Raw genomic sequence first — 22,098 nt, forward strand, 5'->3', positions numbered from 1 at the left:
GTAGGATTCACGAATGCGCGAGAATGGCGCCCATGCTAGCACCGGCCTGATTTCGCGACCCCATGAAGAAGCCCGCCCGTAACGCTCCGCGCTCCGTCGCCAACGGTCCCGGCCAAGTCCGTGTGATCGGCGGGAGATGGCGTGGCAGCAAGCTTCCCGTCGCTGGTGCGGCCGGCCTGCGGCCAACCCCGGACCGGGTCCGCGAGACACTGTTCAACTGGCTCGCGCCGGTGCTCGATGGCGCCAGCGTGCTGGATCTGTTCGCAGGCAGTGGCGCCCTTGGCCTGGAGGCGCTGTCGCGTGGCGCTGCGTCGGCGGTACTCGTTGAGCGGGATCCCGTGTTGGCTGCGAGCCTGTTGGCGACCACGCAGCGACTGCAGGGCGGCCAGGCGGCCACGGTGGTGCAGGCCGATGCCTTGCATTGGCTGCCGGCCCAGCCACGCGCCAGCTTCGACATCGCTTTCGTTGACCCTCCTTTTGGCAATGGCTTGCTGGCGCCCGCACTGGCCGGTTTGCTGCCTTTGATGAGGGATAGCGCCTGGCTGCACGTTGAAGGCCCCGTGGACGAGCCGGTGACGCTGCCCGGCGGATGGAGCCTGCACCGCGAAGGCAGGACCCGGGAAGTCCGACATGCCCTTTATCGCCATCGCCCGGTACTGACGGCAGGCGACGGCAGCCCCGCCGGCGTTGATACACTCCGGGTTGATCCGGCCCACCCGGACGTCCCTCATCTGGAGCGTTTTGCCCAATGACCCCGGCCCGACACCGCACCGCCGTCTATCCAGGCACCTTCGATCCGATCACCAACGGCCACATCGATCTGGTTGATCGCGCCGCGCCGCTGTTTGATCGACTGGTGGTGGGCGTGGCGGAGAGTCCGTCCAAAAGCCCCGCGCTGCCGCTGGCAAAGCGCGTCGAACTGGCCCGCGAAGCGCTCGGCCATCACCCCAACGTCGAGATCTGCGGATTTGATTCGCTGCTCGCGCATTTCGTTTCCGGCATCGGTGCCGGAGTCGTGCTGCGCGGCCTGCGCGCCGTGTCGGACTTTGAGTACGAGTTCCAGATGGCCAGCATGAATCGCCATCTGATCCCCGACGTGGAGACGCTTTTCCTCACTCCCGCCGAGCAGTACAGCTTCATCTCTTCATCGCTGGTCCGCGAGATAGCCCGTTTGGGGGGCGATGTCTCCGGTTTTGTTCCGCCCGCGGTTGCCGAGGCGCTTCAGCGCGAATGGCAACGCAGCACCGCCTGATCGCCGGCGCCTCGCCGACGTCATATTCCAACCAAAAAAGAATGGGGAACGCCATGAACACCACCGCCCGCCTGATGCTTGTCGCCCTGCTGTCGCTGCCTTTGCTGGCAGCCTGCGACAAGGCGCCCACCGAGAACACCGAAGAAGCCGCGGTCGCACTCGCGCCTCTTTCGGCCCCTACCACCACCGATGACAACGAGTGGGGCACCTACCTGTCGGCGGTGGTCACCCGCAATATGGGTGAGGTGACCTCCAGTCCCTATCTGTACTACCTGCCCAGCAGCGACAGCGAAGGTTTCGAGGGCGCCCACGAGCGTCTGCGCGAGGAAATCGAGAATGCGATGCAGCGCGGCATCGTTGAGGGCAATCTGGTCGCTTTCGGATCGCCCGAGTCGGCAATGATGGCGGACATCATTGTTGGCGCCTTCGAGAAGGTCGGCCCGGGTTCGATGAAGGGTGTGCGTCTGCTCTTCATCGGCGCGCCCGCCGACAGCGAGCGTGTCGAGCAGGCGGTAACGCCGGCCGGTGTCGATTACGTTTTTGTCGAAGCCAGGTAATCGGCCTGGTTTCATTGCGAGTAACAGCGCGTGGTGGGGCTTGCCCCATCCGCGCATTGCGGTAGCCCATGTCTCTCAAGATCAACGAGCTTTGCGTCAACTGCGATGTCTGCGAACCGGCATGCCCCAACGAGGCCATCTCGCAGGGTGAGGAGATCTACGTGATCGACCCGGCGCGCTGCACGCAGTGCGTGGGCCATTTCGATGAGCCGCAGTGCGTGGTGGTGTGTCCGGTGGAATGCATTGACCCGGATCCCGATTTTCCCGAAACAACCGGCCAGCTGCTGGCCAAACTGGCCCGGTTGCAGCAAGAACAGGAGTGATGTGATGCGAATTGCGACGCGAACCGCAGTGGTAACCGGTTTCCTGGCGCCGTTGCTGGCGTTCGCCATCGGCGGCTGCGCGACGACCGCGGACTCTTCGCCTCGCGCGGCATCGGTGTCTCGCACCACGCCAGCGACCGCGGCGACTCCGCCTGGCGCGGCGATCGCAAGCGCGCACTCGCTGGCCACCGAAGCCGGCGCGCAGATCATCAATCAGGGCGGCAACGCCTTTGATGCGGCGATTGCCGTGTCTGCCGCACTCTCGGTGGTCGAGCCGATCAGCTCCGGGATCGGCGGTGGCGGATTCTTCCTTTTGCACGACGCGAAAACCGGCCGCGACGTTTTTGTCGATGCCCGGGAGACCGCGCCCGAATCGGCGACACCTGAGGCGTATCTGGACGAGAAGGGCGAGCTCAACCGCGACCGTGCCACCAATGGGCCCTGGTCGGCGGGGATTCCCGGCCTGCCCGCGGCGCTGGTGCATCTGGCCGATGAGTACGGCCGCCTGCCGCTGGCCACCTCGCTTGCGCCCGCTATCCGGCTTGCCCGCGAGGGTTTCCCCGTCTACGGCCGGCTCGAAAAAGGCTACGCAACCCGCAGCAAGGTGATGGAGCGCTATCGCGGTACGCGCGAGGTATTCCTGGCCAATGGGCGTGCCCCCCGGACAGGCGACATCCTCAAGCAGGAAGACCTGGCGCAGACGCTGGAGCTGCTGGCCCAGCGTGGCCATGCCGGCTTCTATCAGGGCCAGGTCGCCGATCAACTGCTGGCGGCGGTGGCCGAGGAGGGCGGCCGCTGGACTGCTGCCGAGCTGGCCGGCTACCGGATCCGCGAGCGCGAGCCGATCAGCTTCGACTACCGCGGCTGGAAAGTGGTCACCGCGCCGCCGCCGTCATCGGGCGGGGTCGCCCTGGCGGAAATGCTGCAGGTGCTGCAGCCGTGGAACCTCTCCAAGCTCGATTCCGCGCAGCGCACCCATCTGATCGTCGAGGCGATGCGCCGCGCCTACCGTGACCGCACCCTCTACATGGGCGATCCGGATTTCGTCGAGATGCCGATCGCGATGCTGACCGACCCGGCCTACGCCGCCGGCCTGCGGGCGACAATCCATCCCGACAAGGCGACGCCCAGCGAGCTGCTTTCCGGCCAGCCGACGCCGATGGAGGATGACGAGACCACCCATTTCTCCATCATCGATACCGACGGCAACATCGTCTCGGCGACCCAGACCGTCAACCTGCTGTACGGCTCGGGCATGATCGCGCCGGGTACCGGCGTGCTGCTCAACAACGAGATGGACGACTTTGCGCTCAAGCCCGGCACGCCCAACGCCTTCGGCGTGATGGGCTTTGACGCCAACGCGGTTGAAGCGGGCAAGCGCATGCTCAGCTCGATGACCCCGACCTACATCGATTCGCCCGACAAGCTCGCGGTGCTGGGTGCGCCGGGCGGCAGCCGGATCATTACCGAGGTGTTGATCGGCATTCTCGGCTACGACGCGGGCATGACCGCACAGGCGGTGGCGGCCGAGCCGCGCATCCACCACCAGTGGATGCCCGACGCCATCTCGGCCGAACCCGGCGCGCTGGACGCCGCGACCGTCAAGGCGCTGAAGAAAATGGGCCATACCGTGAATGCCGGCGAGGGCACCTGGGGCAACCTGCAGACCGTCGCCTGGGACAAGCGGACCGATGAGCTGTCCGGCGGTACCGACCCGCGCAACCCGGTGGGTGAGGTCGAGGTGGTGCTGGACCGGCCCTGAGTGGCGCCTGCTTTCGCCCATCGTGTCGATCACCGATGATGGTTGGTGAGGCAGCCGTGGCTGCGCAACGATGGAGTCGACGATGAAACTCTGGTCGCTGATGGGCAACAGCCAGAAGCTCGATGGCGGGGCCATGTTCGGCAACGCGCCGCGCGCGATGTGGAGCAAGTGGGTCGAGTCCGACGAGCACAACCGCATCGACCTTGCCTGCCGCGCGTTGCTGGCCAGCCCGCTGGGTGGCAAGACGGTCCTGTTCGAGTCGGGCATCGGAGCGTTCTTCGAGCCCAGGCTGCGCGAGCGCTACGGGGTGGTCGAGGATCGCCATGTCCTGCTTGAGTCACTGGATGCCGCGGGTTTCAAGCCGGAGGACATCGACGTCGTGGTGCTGTCGCACCTGCATTTCGACCACGCCGGCGGTTTGCTCGCCGCCTGGGAGGAGGGCCAGCCGCCCCGTCTGGTTTTCCCCAACGCGAGCTATGTGGTGGGGCGCGAGCACTGGCAGCGCGCCATCGAGCCGCACCCCCGTGACCGCGCCAGCTTCATTCCCGAGCTTCCCGGCCTGCTGGAGGCGACCGGGCGGCTGGAGCTGGTCGACGGCGAGTTTTCCGACACGCTCGGGAAGGACGTGCGGTTCCATTACAGCGATGGCCACACCCCCGGGCTGATGCTGGCCGAGATCATCGGTCCCGAACGCGTCGATGGTCAGGACATGGGTGGCCTGGTGTTCTGCGCCGACCTAATTCCCGGCCGGCCCTGGGTGCACGTGCCGATCACAATGGGGTATGACCGCAACGCGGAGCTGCTGATCGACGAGAAAAAACACTTCCTGGCGGACATGCTGGAACGCAACGTCCATCTGTTCTTCACCCATGACCCCGGCTGTGCGCTCGCCCAGGTGACCCGCGACGAGCGTGGCCGCTACCGCACCGAGCATGAGGTGGCCGAACTGCACGCGAGGACGCTGGCTGCATGAGCCTGCGGCGCCTGATGGTCGTCCTTGTCCTGGCAGGCGCGGCAGCCTCCGCGTCGGCCGACGAGGCACCGCGCAGCGACCCGCAACCGGCTGCGCCAATGGGCGAGCCGGTATCCGCCGCCCCAATCGAGGACACCGACTTCGGCGTGCGCACTCGCCAGTTCGGGCTCGAACGACGCGTGGAGATGTATCAATGGCAGCGCGACGGGCGCGGTGGCTATCAGCAGGTATGGAAGCCGGCGCTGGTGGACTCCTCCGCTTTCGAAGACGGTCATGAAAACCCGCGCAGCTTCCCGCTGGAGAACCGTATCTGGTGGGCGCGCGATGTCAGCATCGACGGCAAGCCGGTGGAGCTGTCGGTGATCAAGGCGCTGGGCCAGTGGCAGGAATTCCGCCCCGGTTTCACCCGCCTGCCGGCGAATCTGGCGGCGACTTTCCAGCCTGAAGGCGATGGGCTGGGAAGTGCCCTGAACCCGCTCGATCCCAACAACGGCGACATCCGCATCCACTGGCGCGCTCTGCACCTGCCGCCGCTGGCCGGAAAGGTGCAGCTGCGGGGTGGGAAGTGGCATTTGGTGGCTGCTGCCCCGTCGAAAGACCCGGTCAGTGCCACGCCCGTCGCGACCGACCCTGCACCAGCCGGGGAGCCATTGCCCAAGCGCGGCGAGGTTCGCCTGATCGGCAAGCTGATCCTGGCTGCGGTGCTTGCGCTCGGCGTCTTGCTGGTTGGCCGATATCGCCGTCGACGCCGCGCCTGACGCCGAGCCGGCGCGACGTGCTGAAACAAAAAACCCCGGGCCGGCGCCGAAGCGCCCAGCCCGGGGTCGGGTCCGGCTCAGCCTTCGCCCATGCCTTCGGCCGGCTCGGGTGCCATGCCGCTGCGCACCTTGTCCTCGATCTGCTGGCCGGTAGCCGGGTCGACGTTCTTCCAGTACTCGAACGCCCGCTCCAACACCGGACTGCGCACGCCGCCCAGCAAGCTGCCGGCGACCTGGTCGACGAACTGCGCGCGCTGGGCGTCATTCCAGACCTCGCGGACCAGCGTGCCGGGCTGGCCAAAGTCGTCGTCCTCGGCGTGCAGGGTGTAGGCGCTGCGGACCATGTCTCCGTCGGTCTCCCAGCCGTCGGGCATCGGACCGGTTTCGTCGGCCCAGCTGCGCTCGCCGCTGTTGGGGGCGTAAACCGGCGCGTTGCCGCTGTGGTGGTAGGCCATCTGGCCATCGAACATGTAGGTGTTCACCGGCACCTTGGGCTGGTTGACCGGCAGCTGGTGGAAGTTGGTGCCGATGCGGTTGCGCTGCGCGTCGGCGTAGGCGAATGCGCGGCCCAGCAGCATCTTGTCAGGCGAGAGGCCGATGCCGGGAACCGTGTTGCCGGGCGAGAACGCCGCCTGCTCGATCTGGGCGAAGAAGTTCTCCGGATTGCGGTTCAGCGTCATCGTGCCGACTTCGATCAGCGGATAGTCCTTGTGCGACCAGGTCTTGGTCAGGTCGAAGGGGTTGAAGCGGTAGTCCGTTGCCTCGGCATACGGCATGACCTGCACGGACAGGACCCACTCCGGGTGCTCGCCGCGCTGGATCGCATCGAACAGGTCACGGCGGTGGTAATCGGCGTCGCTGCCGGACATCTCGGCGGCCTCGGCGTTGGTGAAGAACGCCATGCCCTGGCGGGTGTGGAAATGGTATTTGACCCAGAACTTCTCGCCGGCCGCGTTGATCCACATGTAGGTATGCGAGCCGTAGCCGTTCATGTGGCGCCAGGTCCGCGGCAGCCCGCGCTCGCCCATCAGGTACGTGACTTGGTGCGCGGATTCCGGGTTGTTGGTCCAGAAATCCCACTGCATGTGGTTGTCGCGCAGGCCCGAGTCGGGCAGGCGCTTCTGGCTGCGGATGAAGTGCGGAAACTTCATCGGGTCACGCACGAAGAAGATCGGCGTGTTGTTGCCGACCAGGTCGTAGTTGCCCTCGTCGGTGTAGAACTTCAGCGAGAAGCCGCGCACGTCGCGCCACGTGTCCGGACTGCCCAGTTCGCCGGCCACGGTCGAAAAACGCGCCAGCATCTCGGTCGACGCGCCGGGCTGGAACAGCGCCGCGCGGGTGTAGCGCGACACGTCGGCGGTGGTCTTGAACACCCCGAAGGCGCCGGCACCCTTGGCATGCGGCCGGCGCTCAGGGACGTTTTCGCGGTTGAAATGCGCCATCTGCTCCAGAAAGTGCACGTCATGCAGCAGGATCGGGCCGTTCGCGCCGACGGTCAGCGAATTGCGGTCGCTGGGTGCTGGGCTGCCGGAGCCCGTGGTCGATCCGGTCGCGGTCTTGTCGGGTCGGTTACTCATGAGGAGACTCCTGGCGTAAATTGCGGGGGGGGGGCTGAATCTGTGACGGGGAGTTGCACTTCGTCCCGTTCGTTCCAGTCTGCCTCCGCCGCCGGACACTTGCCAGTTGATTGGATGGAATGGTTCGATAGCGCCGGTCTCTGGCGAGTGCGTGAATGAAATGCGTCGGCGGAGCAGCAGGTGGCGCCGGGGGTGGATGCCCTTGCTGCGAATGTCCCCCGGCACCGATGAAGCCGGTGCCTCCTCCTTTATTTCGCCGCAAGGGCATTCACCCCCGCCGTTCCAACATCGCTGGCGGTTGTAAAAGCGGATACCCGCCAATCCAGGGGTGAGCTGGATGCCTTCGGGGCGAAATAAAGGAGGAGGCCGCCGCCGCAGGCGGAGGCCGGGGGACATTCGCCCGGAAGGCATGCAGCTCACGCCCCCCTCCCGCCGTTGCGGTCGCCACCGGGAGTCTGGGAAAGAACAACAAAAAGCCGGGTTTCCCCGGCTCTTTGTGTGCTTGATCCGCGCGATCGCCCGCGAGTCGTTTTGCGCGACGTCAGTTGCTGGCGCGCGGACCTTCGCGCAACGCCCGACCGACCATGTTCACCAGCAGTTCGATCTCGGCGCTGGTGCTGGTGAAGGTCGGGGTGAAGCGCAGCGAATTGGCGCCGCCGTGGATCACGCCGATGCCGTGCTCGCGCAGCCATTCCTCGGTCGAATTGCTGCCGAAGCATTTGAAGTCGTTAGAGAGCTCGCACGAAAACAGCAGGCCGGTGCCTTGAACCTTGGTGATCATGCCGCCCAGCTCGGACTTGAGCGCTTCCAGCTTCTCCAGCGCTTCGGCGCCATGGGCACGGATATTCTCCTGCAGTTCCGGGGTGACCATCTCCAGCACCGCGCAGGCGGTATCCAGCGCGCGCGGGTTGGTGGTCATGGTGTTCCCGTACAGGCCCTTGCGATACGCGCTTGCGGCACGCTCGGTCACGGCCAGCACGGACAGCGGGTACTGGCCGGCATTGAGTGCCTTGGAGTAGGTCTCCATGTCCGGGGCTTCCACGCCCTCGAAGCCTGGGTAGTCGATGATCGACAGCACGCCGTTGGCACGCAGCCCTGCCTGGATCGAGTCGACCAGCAGCATCGAGCCGTGGTTGCGGGTCAGTTCGCGGGCGGCCTTGTAGAATTCGACCGGAACGCTGCGCCCCGGGTCGCCTTCGCCCATCACCGGCTCCAGGAACATCGCTTCGATGAACCAGCCCTTCGCCTCGGCGTCGGCAAATGCCTGCTTGAGCGCATCCATGTCGTAGGGCTCCACGACGATCACGCTGTCCTCCCCGCGGTAGCTGGCCAGGTACTGCTCGTAGGCCTTGCGGGTGGAGTTGGAATACAGCGCCGGTCGATCCGTGCGGCCGTGGAAGCCGCCCTTGACCACGAGCCGCTTGATGCTGTGCCCGGCGCGCTTGCCACCGTCGTCGGTTACGGTCTTGGCGTTGGCGTCGGCGATGCGCGCGGCCAGGGTGACCGACTCGGAGCCGGAGTTGAGGCACATGAAGTGGGTGAACGGACACTCGCGCTCGACACCGATCGCCTCGCGCAGCAGCGTGCTCAGGCGCAGTTGGGAGATGCTCGGGGTCATGATGTTGGCCATCGCCTGCGGCTTGGCCATGGCGGCGATCACCTGCGCAGGCGCGTGGCCGAAGCCGAGCATGCCGTAACCGCCCGAGTCATGGATCACCGCGCCCTTCAGGGTCACGATCCACGGACCGCGGGCGGCGAGGGCGACGTACGGGTTGACCGCGTCGTCCTGGTAGAAGTTGATGAAGCCGGCCTGCAGCTTCTCCATCTGGCTGGCTTCGTCCAGATCCAGAAGTTCGGCGAAACGGTTCTTTACCTCGGCGTACTCGGTCAGCGCAGCATCCACCGCTTCGCCCAGCTCGGCGTTGTCGGCGAACTGCGCCAGGACCGCATCATCCAGACCGACGGTGCGGCGTGAGCCGCCGTGGGCGCGCAAGGGCGCAAGCTTGCCGGCGATGGCGTTTGAGTGGGTGGTGCTGGGCATCGGTGTTGCTCCTCCACAGGGTTGATCGCAGTGGCAAGCCACCGCAAACAAAAATGCGCGGGCGCGCCGCGCAAGAGATTTACGTTGTATTTCAATCAGTTAGCCGATTCTAACACGGCGCGGAGATCGGCATAACCCCCGGGCTCTATACGGCGTATCGCTACACTATGCGATTTGCCGCAGGCCTCGTGTCCCGTCCTGCCATCTCGCCTGCACCCGTGAATCCACACGTCTTGAAAAAGTCCGACTTCGACTATCCATTGCCCCCGGAGCTGATCGCGCAGGCGCCGCTGGCGCGGCGATCGGCCAGCCGCCTGCTGCTGGTCCCGACGGCGCCGGCGGCGTTTTCCGACCATGTGTTCAGCGAGCTCCCGGCGCTGCTGCAGCCCGGAGACCTGCTGGTGTTCAACGACACCCGCGTGATCCCGGCCCGCCTGTTCGGCGCCAAGAGCACGGGCGGCCGCGTCGAGATCCTGATCGAGCGGCTGCTGGAGGACGACTGCGCCCGCGCCCAGTTGGGCGTCAGCAAATCCCCGAAGCAGGGCGCACGCATCCAGCTCGACGCAGGCGGTGAGGCCGAGGTCCTCGGCCGGGACGGGGAGTTCTACCGCCTGCAGTTTCATCTTGGCGAGCCGGTGGACGCCTATCTGGAGCGGGTCGGCCGCCTGCCCCTGCCGCCGTACATCCAGCGCGAGCCCGACGCGGAGGATCTGGAGCGCTACCAGACCGTATTCGCGCGCGAGACCGGCGCGGTGGCCGCACCGACGGCCGGGCTGCACTTCGACCCGGCGTTGCTCGAGGCGCTAGCCGCGCGCGGCGTCGAGTTCGGCCACGTCACCCTGCACGTGGGTGCTGGCACCTTCCAGCCGGTCCGCGTCGACGACCTGGCTGACCACGTCATGCATGCCGAGCGGCTGCACGTCGATACAGCGCTGGTCGGGCAGGTCGCCCGGGTGCGGGCAGCAGGTGGCCGCGTGATCGCGGTGGGCACGACGGTGGTGCGCGCACTGGAGACGGCGATGCAGCCGGGCGCGGAGAATCCCGACGGCGAGTTGCGGCCCTATATTGGCGAGAGCCGGCTGTTCATCGTCCCGGGCTACCGGATCCGCGCGGTCGACGCGATGATCACCAATTTCCATCTGCCCGAAAGCACGCTGCTGATGATGGTGTCGGCGTTTGCGGGCCGCGACCGGGTCTTCGCCGCCTATGCGCACGCGGTCGCGGCGCGTTACCGGTTCTTTTCCTACGGCGACGCGATGTTGCTGTTTCCCGATCCTGGAGCAACACGGCAATGAGCCGCATGGCATTTGAACTGCTGGGTACCGACGGCGCCGCGCGTCGCGGGCGTCTCCGTTTCCCGCGCGGCATCGTCGAGACGCCGGCCTTCATGCCGGTGGGCACCTACGGCACGGTGAAAGGCATCTATCCGCAGGCAGTGCGCGAGCTGGGTGCCCAGATGGTCCTGGGCAATACCTTCCATCTGTTTCTGCGCCCGGGCCTGGAGGTGATCGAGGCGCACGGCGGGCTGCACGGCTTCATGCGCTGGGATGGCCCGATCCTGACCGATTCGGGCGGCTTCCAAGTGTTCTCGCTCGCGCACAAGCGCAGGATCACCGAGGCGGGCGTGACCTTCGCCGCGCCGATCGACGGCCGCAAGGTATTCCTCGGTCCCGAGGAGAGCATGCATATCCAGAAGGTGCTCGGCTCGGACGTGGTGATGATCTTCGACGAGTGCACGCCGTACCCGGCAACCGAGGAGGTCGCGCGCACCTCCATGGAGCTCAGCCTGCGCTGGGCGGAGCGCTCGCGCAAGGCGCATGAAGGCAACGACGCCGCGTTGTTCGGCATCGTCCAGGGCGGCGTCCACCATGAGCTGCGCACGCGCTCGGCGGCCGGTCTCACCGGCATTGGATTTGACGGCTACGCCATCGGCGGGCTGGCGGTGGGCGAGCCGGAAGACGAGCGCAACGCCATGCTGGAGCACACCTGCCCGCAACTGCCGCCTGATCGTCCGCGCTACCTGATGGGCGTCGGCCGGCCGGAAGACCTGGTGGAAGGCGTCGCCCGCGGCATCGACATGTTCGATTGCGTCATGCCGACCCGCAACGCGCGCAACGGCCATTTCTTTACCGCGACCGGCACGGTGCGCATCCGCAACGCCAAGTACGAGCATGACCTGGGGCCGATCGAGGAGGGCTGTGACTGCACCGCCTGCGCCGGTGGTTTCAGCCGCAGCTACCTGCGCCATCTGGACCGCTGCAACGAAATGCTCGGACCGATGCTGGGCACCGCGCACAACCTGCGTTACTACCAGCGTTTGATGGCGCAGATGCGCGAGGTGATCGCCGCGGGAACTTTCGCGGCATTCCGTGAGTCCTTCTACGCGGCGCGCATGCCATAAGCGGCGACGCGCCATGCCCGCGTCGCCCGCGTGGGTGTTTGCAAGCCATGACATAATCTCCGGCTGTTTTTCGTCCTTACGGAATATCGACATGAACCTGCTTGATCTGGTGATCGCTCCCGCCCATGCCCAGGCCGCCGCTGCTCCTGCGGGTGGGATGGGAATGTCCCTGCTGTTCCCGGTCCTGCTGATCGGCGTGATGTACTTCCTGATGATCCGTCCGCAGATGAAGCGCGCGAAGGAGCACAAGGCAATGCTTGGCCAGCTGGCCATGGGTGATGAGGTGCTGACCAACGGCGGCGTTGCCGGCGTGGTCACGGCTCTGGGGGAGAACTTCGTCACCGTGGAAATCGCCGACAACGTCCGCATCCGCGTGCAGCGTGGCTCGATCGCCAACGTGCTGCCCAAGGGCACCTTGAAAGCCGCCTGATCGCGGTCGCCATTTTTTTCTAGAAGCAGGGGCGGCCGGACGGCCGCCGCGGGGGTAATCGATGCTCACTTACGCGCGCTGGAAATACGTCGTCCTGGTGCTGGCCATCCTGTTCAGTACGATCTACGCGTTGCCGAACCTGTACCAGAAGGATCCCTCGGTGCAGGTCACCGCCAACCGCGGCGCCCCGATCGACGAGGCGCTGGTCCAGCGCGTGTCCGAAACGCTGCGCAAGTCCGGGATTGCCACCAAGCAGGTCGCCATCGACGGCGACAACCTGCTGGTGCGCCTGACCGGCACGGACGACCAGTCCAAGGCCGCGGATGCGCTGGCGCCGGTGCTGGGCAACGATTACGTCACTGCCCTGAACCTGGCATCGACCGTCCCGCCGTGGCTGGACAACATCGGCGCCCACGGCATGCTGCTCGGCCTCGATCTGCAGGGCGGTGTCCACTTCCTGATGCAGGTCGACCAGAAGGCGGCGCTGGACAAGCATCTGGATGCGATCGTCGAGGACGTGCGCGTGGTCCTGCGGGACGGACGCGTGCGCTACGAGTCGGTCACCCGGCGCCCGGACAACTCGGTCAACGTGCGTCTTGTGGACGCGGCCGACGCGGCTGCGGCGCGCAAGAAGATCCTGGCCAGCCAGCCAAACCTGCGCCTGGACGGCAATGGACAGGTCCTGACCCTGCAGATCCCGGAGCCTGAACTGCAGCGGATGATGACCGACGCGCTGAACCAGAACCTGGGCACGCTGCGCAACCGCATCAACGCCCTGGGCGTGGCGGAGCCGCTGATCCAGCGCCAGGGCAACGACCGCATCGTGGTCGAGCTTCCCGGCGTGCAGGACACCGCGCAGGCCAAGCGCGTGATCGGTGCGACCGCCACCTTGGAATACCGCGCGGTGGTGGAAGGCGATGCGTACGACGCCGTGGCCACCGGCAACGTGCCGCCGCAGGCCAAGGTCTATTACCGCCGCGAGCTGGGAATCGACGGCAAGCCGGTACCCATCCTGCTCAACAAACGGGTGATCGCCTCGGGCGACCAGCTGGTCGGCGCGACCTCGGGTCTGGACCCGCAATCGGGCACGCCGTCGGTGTCGGTCAAGCTGGACAGCTCCGGTGGCCAGCGCATGTTCGACTTCACCAGTTCCAGCGTGGGCAAGCCCATGGCGGTGGTGTACATCGAGCGCATCCCGCAGGTCCGCATGGTCGATGGCAAGGAGATCCGCAGCACCAGGGTCAGCGAGGAGGTCATCTCGGTGGCCAACATCAATGGCGTGTTCGGCAAGGATTTCCAGACCACCGGCCTGGAAAGCATGAAGGAGGCGACCGACCTTGCCCTGCTGCTGCGCTCGGGCTCGCTGGCGGCGCCGATGGATTTCGTTGAAGAGCGCATCGTCGGCCCCAGCCTGGGCCGGGAGAACATCGAGCGCGGGCTGAAGGCGGTCATCTTCTCGTTCGCGTTCGTGCTGGTGTTTTTCCTCATCTATTACCGGATGTTCGGCCTCATCACCTGTGCCGCGCTGCTGCTGAACATCCTGATGCTGGTGGCGGTGATGTCGCTGTTCGGCTTCACCATGACCCTGCCGGGCATGGCGGGTATCGCGCTGACGGTGGGCCTGTCGGTGGATGCGAACGTGCTGATCAACGAGCGGATACGCGAGGAGCTGCGGCTCGGTGTGCCGCCCAAGTCCGCCATTGCGCTGGGCTACGAGAAGGCCACCAGCACCATCGTGGATGCCAACCTGACCACCTTGCTGGCCGGCGTGGCGATGTTCGCCTTCGGCACCGGGCCGGTGAAGGGCTTCGCGGTGGCACTGATCATCGGCATCATCACCTCGATGTACACCGCGGTGTCGGCGTCGCGCGCGATGGCAACGCTGCTCTACGGCAGTCGTCGCAAGCTCAAGTCCATTGCGATCTGACCGCAGGAACCGATCATGAAACCATTCACCCTCATCCCCAATGTCACCAACATCGACTTCCTGCGCCTGCGCGGGGCGTCGTTCGTGATCTCCATCGTCCTGCTGGCGGTATCGGTGGGCGCGATCGCGTTCAACGGGTTCAACTTTGCGCTGGACTTCACCGGCGGTACGGTGACCGAGCTGCGCTTCGAACAGCCGGTGGACGTCAATGACGCGCGCAAGCGCCTGGCTGATGCGGGCTACGGCAGCGCTGAGGTGCTGACCTTCGGTTCGGGCAACGATCTGCTGGTGCGCCTGCAGTCCGGCGAGGAAGGCGCGGACGGCGATCTGGAAACCAACGACCGTACCGCCCGCCAGATCACCAACGCGGTATCCACCCCGGACAACCCCGGCACGGTGATGCGCAGCGACTTCGTCGGCCCGCAGGTCGGCAAGGAACTCGCGCTCAACGGCATCTGGGCGTTGATCTTCGTGGTCGTCGGGTTCCTGGTCTACATCTCGACCCGGTTCGAGCGCAAGTTCGCGATCGCCGCGGTGCTGACCTCGTTGCAGGACTCGGTGATCGTGGTTGGCTGGTTTGCCCTGAGCGGCCACGAGTTCGACCTCACCGTGCTGGCCGGCATCCTGTCGGTGGTGGGCTTCTCGATCAACGACACGATCGTGGTGTTCGACCGTATCCGCGAGAACTTCCGCACGATGCGCACCAGTCCGTCCGCGATCATCAACGCCTCGATCAACCAGACGCTCTCGCGCACCATCATCACCTCGGTGGCTTCGTTCCTGACCGTGTTCGCTCTGTACATCTACGGCGGTGGGTCGCTGCAGGGCATGGCGGAGGCGATGATGATCGGTGTGGTGATCGGCACGATGTCCTCGATCTTCGTGGCCTCGCCGCTGTTGACCATCGGTTTCCTGAAGGTCACCAAGCAGGACCTGATGCCGAAGGCCCGCGACGAAGAGGCGCTGGCCCGCAGGCCGTGAGTCTGTAAACGCCGCAATCAAGAAAGGCCGCGCTGGAATGCGCGGCCTTTCTTGTTGGTCCGATCTGCTGGTCCGATGGAGCGGGGCCGGTCTGCTCCGCGTCCGCCCGCTGAATCAGTCGAACGTGGCGGCGTAGCCGGTATTGAGGATGCGCTGCTGCAGCAGGCCGGCCACCTTGAGGTTGCCGGCAATCAGCGGCCGGGGATTGATGCCGCGGCTGTCCATCGGGCCCGTGCTGCGATCGCGGAAGTCGCTGACCTTGCCGCCGGCCTCGCGCACCATCAGTGCACCGGCGGCGATGTCCCAGGGCTTGATCCCGGCTTCGAAGTAGGCGTCGGCGCGTCCGCAGGCGACGTAGGCCAGATCGAGCGCGGCCGAGCCGGAGATGCGGATGTCCTGGATTTCGGTGAACAGGGTGTCCAGCGTCGTCAGCTGCGCGCTGGCGCGCTTGCGCTCGCGCGGCGGGAAGCCGGTCAACACCATCGCCCCGTCCAGGTCCTTGCGGTCGGCGACGCGGATGCGCTTGTCGTTCAGGGTGGCGCCACTGCCGCGGCTGGCGGTGAACAGCTCGTTGCGCAGCGGATCGAAGATCACCCCATGCACCGGCTCGCCGTTCTCGACCAGGGCGATGGACACGCAGAAGTGCGGGATGCCGCGCAGGTAGTTGCTGGTGCCGTCCAGCGGGTCGATGACCCAGGTCGAGCGCGCGGTGCCGCTCTTGGGCGACAGCAGGCCGCCTTCCTCGCCCAGGATGGCGTAATCGGGCGTGGCGCGGCGGAATTCCTTGATGATCTCCTTCTCGGCCAGCTCATCGACTTCGCTGGCGAAGTCCATCCGGTCCTTCTCCACCACGTTCAGCGCATCCAGCTTGTGCATGTGCCGTAGCAGTACATTGCCGGCGGAGCGGGCGGCCTTGACCATGAGGTTGATGGCGGGTTTCTGCATGGCAAAACGGCCTCGAGCGGGGAGGTGGGGGAATGGGCGAAGGGAAAGAGCAACCGGCGATGGACGAACATGGTTCGTTGCCGGCCGCGCAGTTTACCATTGCCGCCATGACCGCCGACCATCCGCACGTTCCGCCTGATCCCTCCCTGGCACAGCGCATCCGCATCGTCCTGGTCGGTACCCAGCATCCGGGCAATATCGGCTCTGCGGCGCGGGCAATGAAGACAATGGGACTGGACCGTCTGGTGCTCGTCGCGCCGCAACGCGCGCCCGACGTGGAGTCCTTCGCGCTGGCGGCCGGTGCAAATGATGTGCTGGACGGCGCGGTCATCTACGACACGCTGGCCGAGGCCGTTGCCGATTGCCGGCTGGTGCTGGGGTGCACGGCGCGCAGCCGCCGGATCAGCCTGCAGGAGCTGATGCCCCGAGAGGGTGCCGAGCGGGCGGTTTCGATCGCCGCCGAGGCGGAAGTGGCGCTGGTGTTCGGTCGCGAGCGCACCGGCCTGGAGAACCATGAGCTGCAGCTGTGCCACGCGGCGATCCATATCCCGGCCAATCCGGACTACAGCTCGCTGAACCTGGCGGCCGCGGTGCAGGTCATCAGCTACGAGCTACGGCTTGCGCTGCTGGCGAGCCCTGAGGCCAATTCCCCCACGCCAGCAGTGTCCGCCGAGCGCAATCCGCCCGCCTCGCACGCACAGTTGGAGCACTTCTTCGCCCAACTGGCCGAGACCCTGGATGCGATCGACTTCCACAAGGGCAGGTCGCCAGACTCGGCAATGCGCAAGCTGCGCAGGCTGTTCTTACGCGCCGATCTGGAGGATCGGGAATTGCGCCTTCTGCGTGGAATCCTCGCCGATGCCAGCCGCATGGCAATGTTGGCCGGACAACGCTGATCATGCCCTGTACGCTCATCAGTGGGGCGTGGGGGAGCGAATGCAACTGATTCCAGAGCAGGACGGGCGCGGCCGCATGGCCGCCATCACGCGGCGGTTGGGCAATCTGTTTCTCGCAGCGATTCTGGTCGCTGGCCTCGGTATGCCAACGGCTTGGGCAGGTGACGCCGATATCCTGGTGCTGGGTCGCATCAGCGATGACCCCAGTACCCATTACGAACAGCTCAAACCATTGCTTGATTACGTCGTGCCGCGCATGGCGGAGGTCGGAATCCGCGAAGGTCGCATCCTGATGGCCAAGGATCCCCAGCAGATGGCCAGCTACCTGCGTCGCGAGCGCGTTGACTGGGTCACCGAGACCGCGGGATCGGCGGCGATGCTGGCCGAGCGCGCCGACGCGCGTCCGCTGCTGGTGACCGAGCGCGACGGGGAAAGCCGCTACCACAGCGTTTTTTTCGCCCGCACCGACAGCGGAATCACCGACATCGAGGCGTTGCAGGGCTTGCGCATCGCGTTCCAGCGGTCCACATCGACAAGTGCCTACTTCATCCCCGCCGGTCAATTGCTGCGCAGTGGCGCCGAGCTTGAGATCCTCATGTCGCCACTGGACACCGTCAGTTCCGATGCACTGGCATACCTGTTTGCGCGTTCGGAGCTGAACATCGCGACCTGGGTGCACAAGGGCCTGGTGGACGTCGGGGTGATGAGCAACCTTGACTGGGAGAATCCGCGACGCATGCCTGCGGCCTTCAAGCAGGACATGCGGTTGATCGGTCGCAGTGAAGAGTTCCCGCGTGCGCTGGAACTGGTGCGCAAGGACCTGGATCCCAAGGTGCGCACGCGTCTGCGCGAGGTCCTGCTGTCGGCCGCAGACGATCCGCAGGCATCCGCCGCGCTGCACGAGTTTTTCGGCACCACCCGTTTCCTGCCGGTGGATGAGGAGGCGCGACGGGAGCTCGCGGAGGTGCAGGCGCTGGTTCGCCTGGTCAGGGAAAAGGTTGAATGAAGGCAATTCTTTCCGGTCTTTTCAGCGGATTGCAGGCGCGGGTACTGGCCATGTTGCTGGCCGTGCTGGTGGTGTTTGGGGCTTTGACCGCCCTCATGCTCCACCGTCAGGCGCAGACCCAGCACGAGGTCGAGCGCGTCAGCAACGCTGCGATGCAGGAGGTCGCGGAAGAAAACCTCAAGCAGCGCGGCGAGAACATGGTTGGTCCCCTGGCCGAGCTACTGGTCAACCCGCTTTATTACCACGACCTGGACGGCATGGGCGCCCTGTTGCAGGGAGCCCTGAAGCAGCACTGGATCCGCTACGTCTACGTGTTCGATCCCCAGGGCAACGTGCTGCACGATGGCAGCGAATCCATACCCGGTTACGGGCTCGCGATGGAGGATGCGCTTGCACCGGCTGCCGTCGCGGCGCCCTCGTTGATCACCCAGTTCAGCGACTCGGTCATGGATGTCTCGGCGCCGATCATGATCGGCCGGGAGCGCCTGGGAGGAGTCCGTATCGGATACGACCTCGATGCGATGCGCACGCTGCAGCAGCGCGCTTCGCTCCAACTGGGCACTCGGCTGAAGGCATTGGCAGAGCAACAGTTGCTGTGGATGTTGCTGCTTGGCATCGCATTGATGGCGGTCGGTGGCGCGGTCCTGTGGGCGATCCAGCGCTGGCTGGTACGGCCGATCCGCAGTCTGGCCGACGCCGCCCGCAAGATCGAATCCGGCCACTACGACGTGCTGACCTCCGACAGTGCGCGCAAGGACGAGTTGGGCGAGCTGATCCGCGCCTTCCGCCACATGAGCCAGAGCGTCGCCCGGCACGACCGCGATATCCGCACCATGGCCTACACGGACGCGCTGACCGGACAGGCCAACCGGCTCGCGTTCCGCGAGGCGCTCGATGAGCGACTGACCAGGCTGCGCGGTACCGGCCGCCAGCTGGCGTTGCTGTTCGCCGATATCGACGATTTCAAGCGCGTCAACGACACCCTTGGCCATGACGTCGGCGATGAGGTGCTGCTGGAGGTATCGCGCCGGATCCGCGAGGTGGTCCAGCGCCTGGGAGGGCCGGGCGCCATGCTGGCCCGCTTCGGGGGCGACGAGTTCGTGATCCTGGTGGAGGCGTCCAGTCCCGGCATGGACGTCCGGGCGACGGCGACCGCGCTCGGCGATGCCCTGGTGGAAGAGCTCGGCGCACCGCTGGCGCTGCGCGAGCGCGAGGTGTTCCTGGGCATATCGATCGGCATCAGCATGTATCCCGATGACGCCGCCACCGCTGCGATGCTGATGAAGAATGGCGATATCGCCATGTACCAGGCCAAGCTGGCCGGCAAGAACTGCGCGCGCTACTACGACAACGTCATGAACCAGGCGGTGGAGCGGCACGTGCGGCTGGAGACGGAATTGCGCGGGGCGTGGGACCGCGGCGAGTTGAGCATGGTGTACCAGCCGGTATTCCGGGTCTCCGATAATGCGGTGGTGGGCGCAGAGGCTTTGCTGCGCTGGCACCATCCCGAGCTTGGGGAAGTGCCTCCGACGGTGTTCATCGATGTCGCCGAGAAGACCGGGCTGATCGAGATGATCGGCCCGAAGGTCATGGTCGCGGCCTGCCGCGACGCGGCGCGCTGGCCGTCAGTGGATGGTGGAGCGCCGCCATTCGTGTCGGTCAACGTCTCGGCCCGCGAGCTGCGCAGCGGCGACCTGCCGCGCAGCGTGGCCAAGAGTCTGGACTACAGCGGTCTGGATCCGGGCCGCCTGCTGGTGGAGTTGACCGAGACGGCCATGATCGGTGATGAAGCCCATGCCGGCAGACTCCTGCAGCAACTGCGGGCAACCGGCGTGCGGGTCTGGCTGGACGACTTCGGCACCGGCTTCTCCGGCCTGAGCCATCTGCGGCGGGTGCCAGTGGATGGGGTCAAGATCGACCGCAGCTTTGTTGCCGACATCCTCCACGATGCCGATGACCTGGCACTTACCACGGCGATCATCGCGATGGCGCGCTCGCTGGGAATCACCGTGATCGCCGAGGGGGTTGAGAACCGCGCGCAATATGAGCTGCTGCGCGAACGTGGCTGCGATCTGGCGCAGGGCTTCAGCCTGGCCTATCCAATGAGCGCCGACGAATTCATTGAGCTTTGCAAGCGGACGAGGACGGATGAGCTTCCGGTTTGAACGCTTCAGCCGTGGATCCACTGCGCGATCATCGTTGCCAGCTGACCCGAGATCAGGCTGAAGAACACCACCGCTGCCGTTCCGGCCAACCAGGCCACGATCATCAGGTAGCCGTCGCGCTCAAGCAGGGCGAGCGCGAACAGCAGCAGCAGCACCCCGAACAGGTAGTTGGTGAACGGGATCGGCAGGCACAGCAAGCACCCCAGAGCCACCAGCAGCAGGCCGGTGACGAAGTTGGCCAGCCGTCGCTCGAGCATCGCCGGCGCACGCGGCCGGGAGAGACGCTCCAGCCGTTCCAGCCACGGTGCGATGCGGTCACGGAAGCGGCCAATGGTCCGCCGTGCCGGTCCGCGGCGGGCGACAAAGCCCGGCAGCCACGGCACCCTCAGTCCGACCATAAGCTGCAGGCCCAGCAGAACCACCAGCAGCCCACTGGCGCCGCCGATCCCGGGTATCGGCAGGAACGACGGCAGGATGGCGATGAATACCAGCATTCCAAACGAGCGCTTGCCGAGCCCGCCAAACATCGTGCCCAGCGGCAGGATTTCTTCCGGATCGCCCACCGTGAACGACTCCAGGAGTGCGCGCGTGCCGACGCCGTCCCCGGAAGCCGCAGGACCGCCAGCGTCGCTATCCGCTGGTTTCATCGTTTTCAGGATCCTGCACGGGCTCGCTCTGCAGCAGCAGCTTGTCGATCCGGGGACCGTCCAGGTCGATCACCTCGATCCGCCACCCAGGCCAGGCGAACTGCTCGCCGACGTTGGGAATGCGGCCGAAGTGGGCTATCACCATCCCCGCCGCGGTGTGGAAGTCGTGTTCTTCTTCGCCGGGCACGGAACCGGACACCAGCTCATGAAGATCCTCCAGATGCAGGCTGCCATCGATCAGCCACGAGCCGTCGGCGCGCTGCACCACCGGTCCGGCGGTCTCGTCGTGATTCTCGCTGCTGCCGTTGCCCATGCCTGCCTGGACGCGCCCGATGACAGCGCCCATCACGTCATTGAGTGTCACCAGTCCGGTGACATCCCCGTACTCGTCCACCACCAGCGCAATTGATTGCTGCTCCTCGCGGAAGATCTCCAGCAGCTTCATCGCGTGGGTCGATTCGGAGACGAACAGCGCCTCGCGCATCTGGCCGAAAAGGTCGATCGGCACGCCGGGCATCAGGCCGCGCAGCAGTGATTTGGCCTCGACCACGCCGATCACGTCCTGGTCGGTGCCGCGCAGCACCGGGAAGCGGGACACCGGCGAGGTGCGCATCGTCTCCAGGTTGTCATCCAGCGGCGCTCCCGCGTCCAGCCAGGTGATCCGGGTGCGTGGGGTCATCAGGCTGTCGGCGGTGCGATCACCCAGTCCGAGGACCCGATTCATCATCTTGCGCTCGTCGGCATCGATCACGCCCTGCTCGTGGCTCTCGCTGACCAGCAGGCGGATTTCCTCTTCCGTCACGTTCGACGCCTGGGTTTCGTCCAGGCGCATCAGTTTGAGCATGCCCTGGGTACTTACCATCAGCAGCCAGACGGCCGGCGTGGCAATCCAGGACACCCAGTGCATCGGTGCGGCGACAAAGCTGGCGAGCTTCTCCGGTGCAAGCAGGGCCAGCCTCTTTGGCAAAAGCTCGCCCAGGACAATGCTGAGGTAGGTGATCAGCCCTACCGCGATGACCAGGCCGATCGTGCCCGCATAGTCGGCCAGGAACGGCAGTTGCAGCGCCAGCCACGCGCCGATGGCCGAGCCGATCGCCTCGCCACCGAACATGCCGGTGAGGATCGCGATCAGCGTGATCCCGACCTGCACGGTGGAAAGAAAGCGGTCCGGGTGCTCGGCCAGGTCCAGCGCCTTGCGGGCGCGCCGGCTGGTGACCGCCATGTGCCGCAGCCGCGCCTTGCGCGAGGTGACAACCGACATCTCCGACAACGCAAAAAATGCGTTGAACGCGATGAGCACCAGCACGATCCCGAACTTCAGCATGCCGCTGGCCTCGTTTGAGTGGGGCAGCGCACCGCTGGGCCACGGCGGCACGAGGGCGCCGTGGAGCATGTAGACGGAGGTTTTGGATCGTCGCCCATGGAGCGCAGGAGACCGTATTGACGCGTCCAAGCGA

At 65.9% G+C, this 22,098-nt stretch carries 20 protein-coding genes; 15 read left to right on the forward strand and 5 right to left on the reverse strand.

All coding sequences use genetic code 11. The annotated features are described in order from the left end of the window. Positions 1-62 precede the first annotated feature (62 nt). From rsmD to INQ43_RS05030, 7 genes are all read left to right on the forward strand, one after another. The gene (gene rsmD, locus INQ43_RS05000) at positions 63-752 is read left to right on the forward strand and encodes a 16S rRNA (guanine(966)-N(2))-methyltransferase RsmD (protein ID WP_194037291.1); all 690 of its coding nucleotides are present in this window, start codon (positions 63-65) and stop codon (positions 750-752) included. Then, positions 749-1,252, forward strand: a complete 504-nt coding sequence (gene coaD, locus INQ43_RS05005; protein ID WP_194037292.1) for a pantetheine-phosphate adenylyltransferase — start codon at positions 749-751, stop codon at positions 1,250-1,252. The genes rsmD and coaD overlap by 4 nt, the downstream gene beginning before the upstream one ends. A gap of 53 nt (positions 1,253-1,305) precedes the next feature. Next, complete coding sequence (locus INQ43_RS05010) at positions 1,306-1,809, forward strand: hypothetical protein (RefSeq protein ID WP_194037293.1); 504 nt, start codon at positions 1,306-1,308, stop codon at positions 1,807-1,809. A gap of 68 nt (positions 1,810-1,877) precedes the next feature. After that, complete coding sequence (locus INQ43_RS05015; RefSeq protein WP_043958503.1) at positions 1,878-2,132, forward strand: YfhL family 4Fe-4S dicluster ferredoxin; 255 nt, start codon at positions 1,878-1,880, stop codon at positions 2,130-2,132. 4 nt (positions 2,133-2,136) lie between these two features. Further along, on the forward strand, positions 2,137-3,894 hold the full coding sequence (gene ggt, locus INQ43_RS05020; RefSeq protein ID WP_194037294.1) for a gamma-glutamyltransferase: 1,758 nt from the start codon (positions 2,137-2,139) through the stop codon (positions 3,892-3,894). Positions 3,895-3,976: 82 nt separating this feature from the next. Next, positions 3,977-4,867: an MBL fold metallo-hydrolase gene (locus tag INQ43_RS05025; RefSeq protein WP_194037295.1), complete on the forward strand. Its 891-nt coding sequence runs from the start codon at positions 3,977-3,979 to the stop codon at positions 4,865-4,867. Then, positions 4,864-5,625, forward strand: a complete 762-nt coding sequence (locus tag INQ43_RS05030; protein WP_194037296.1) for a TMEM43 family protein — start codon at positions 4,864-4,866, stop codon at positions 5,623-5,625. Before INQ43_RS05025 ends, INQ43_RS05030 begins: the two co-directional genes overlap by 4 nt. Positions 5,626-5,702: 77 nt before the next feature. Here the strand turns inward: INQ43_RS05030 and INQ43_RS05035 are convergent, their stop codons facing one another. Together INQ43_RS05035 and INQ43_RS05040 are read right to left on the reverse strand one after the other, a co-directional pair. Then, entirely contained in the window at positions 5,703-7,202 is a 1,500-nt protein-coding gene (locus INQ43_RS05035; protein ID WP_194037297.1) for a catalase, read from the reverse strand. A gap of 541 nt (positions 7,203-7,743) precedes the next feature. Next, positions 7,744-9,243 carry an aminotransferase class III-fold pyridoxal phosphate-dependent enzyme gene (locus INQ43_RS05040; protein WP_194037298.1) on the reverse strand — a complete coding sequence of 500 codons (1,500 nt, stop codon included), beginning with the start codon at positions 9,241-9,243 and terminating at the stop codon, positions 7,744-7,746. A 233-nt stretch (positions 9,244-9,476) separates the two neighbouring features. On the opposite strand from INQ43_RS05040, the gene queA reads away from it, so the two are divergent. From queA to secF, 5 genes are all read left to right on the forward strand, one after another. Then, positions 9,477-10,538, forward strand: coding sequence for a tRNA preQ1(34) S-adenosylmethionine ribosyltransferase-isomerase QueA (gene queA / locus INQ43_RS05045; protein WP_228062623.1), 1,062 nt, complete (start codon positions 9,477-9,479; stop codon positions 10,536-10,538). After that, positions 10,535-11,644: a tRNA guanosine(34) transglycosylase Tgt gene (gene tgt / locus INQ43_RS05050; RefSeq protein WP_194037300.1), complete on the forward strand. Its 1,110-nt coding sequence runs from the start codon at positions 10,535-10,537 to the stop codon at positions 11,642-11,644. Before queA ends, tgt begins: the two co-directional genes overlap by 4 nt. A 91-nt stretch (positions 11,645-11,735) precedes the next feature. Further along, positions 11,736-12,074, forward strand: a complete 339-nt coding sequence (yajC, locus tag INQ43_RS05055) for a preprotein translocase subunit YajC (RefSeq protein ID WP_193986739.1) — start codon at positions 11,736-11,738, stop codon at positions 12,072-12,074. A 61-nt stretch (positions 12,075-12,135) separates the two neighbouring features. Beyond that, a complete protein-coding gene (gene secD / locus INQ43_RS05060) occupies positions 12,136-14,001 on the forward strand; it encodes a protein translocase subunit SecD (protein ID WP_194037301.1) in 1,866 nt (621 codons plus the stop codon). Positions 14,002-14,016: 15 nt separating this feature from the next. Then, a complete protein-coding gene (gene secF / locus INQ43_RS05065; RefSeq protein ID WP_194037302.1) occupies positions 14,017-14,982 on the forward strand; it encodes a protein translocase subunit SecF in 966 nt (321 codons plus the stop codon). 114 nt (positions 14,983-15,096) lie between these two features. Here the strand turns inward: secF and INQ43_RS05070 are convergent, their stop codons facing one another. After that, complete coding sequence (locus INQ43_RS05070; protein WP_193986744.1) at positions 15,097-15,927, reverse strand: inositol monophosphatase family protein; 831 nt, start codon at positions 15,925-15,927, stop codon at positions 15,097-15,099. A gap of 107 nt (positions 15,928-16,034) precedes the next feature. On the opposite strand from INQ43_RS05070, the gene INQ43_RS05075 reads away from it, so the two are divergent. The 3 genes from INQ43_RS05075 to INQ43_RS05085 all read left to right on the forward strand — a co-directional run bounded on the left by INQ43_RS05075 (position 16,035) and on the right by INQ43_RS05085 (position 19,994). After that, positions 16,035-16,823: an RNA methyltransferase gene (locus INQ43_RS05075; protein ID WP_194037575.1), complete on the forward strand. Its 789-nt coding sequence runs from the start codon at positions 16,035-16,037 to the stop codon at positions 16,821-16,823. Between the two features lie 76 nt (positions 16,824-16,899). After that, the gene (locus tag INQ43_RS05080) at positions 16,900-17,829 is read left to right on the forward strand and encodes a phosphate/phosphite/phosphonate ABC transporter substrate-binding protein (RefSeq protein ID WP_194037576.1); all 930 of its coding nucleotides are present in this window, start codon (positions 16,900-16,902) and stop codon (positions 17,827-17,829) included. Beyond that, on the forward strand, positions 17,826-19,994 hold the full coding sequence (locus INQ43_RS05085) for an EAL domain-containing protein (RefSeq protein ID WP_194037303.1): 2,169 nt from the start codon (positions 17,826-17,828) through the stop codon (positions 19,992-19,994). Before INQ43_RS05080 ends, INQ43_RS05085 begins: the two co-directional genes overlap by 4 nt. A 5-nt stretch (positions 19,995-19,999) precedes the next feature. Here the strand turns inward: INQ43_RS05085 and INQ43_RS05090 are convergent, their stop codons facing one another. Both INQ43_RS05090 and INQ43_RS05095 read right to left on the reverse strand, forming a co-directional pair. Continuing rightward, a complete protein-coding gene (locus tag INQ43_RS05090) occupies positions 20,000-20,641 on the reverse strand; it encodes an exopolysaccharide biosynthesis protein (protein WP_194037304.1) in 642 nt (213 codons plus the stop codon). Beyond that, on the reverse strand, positions 20,625-21,965 hold the full coding sequence (locus tag INQ43_RS05095; protein ID WP_194035757.1) for a hemolysin family protein: 1,341 nt from the start codon (positions 21,963-21,965) through the stop codon (positions 20,625-20,627). Before INQ43_RS05095 ends, INQ43_RS05090 begins: the two co-directional genes overlap by 17 nt. Positions 21,966-22,098: the final 133 nt, after the last annotated feature.

It is taken from the genome of Lysobacter sp. H23M47 (assembly GCF_015209765.1).
Classification (GTDB): domain Bacteria; phylum Pseudomonadota; class Gammaproteobacteria; order Xanthomonadales; family Xanthomonadaceae; genus Novilysobacter; species Novilysobacter avium.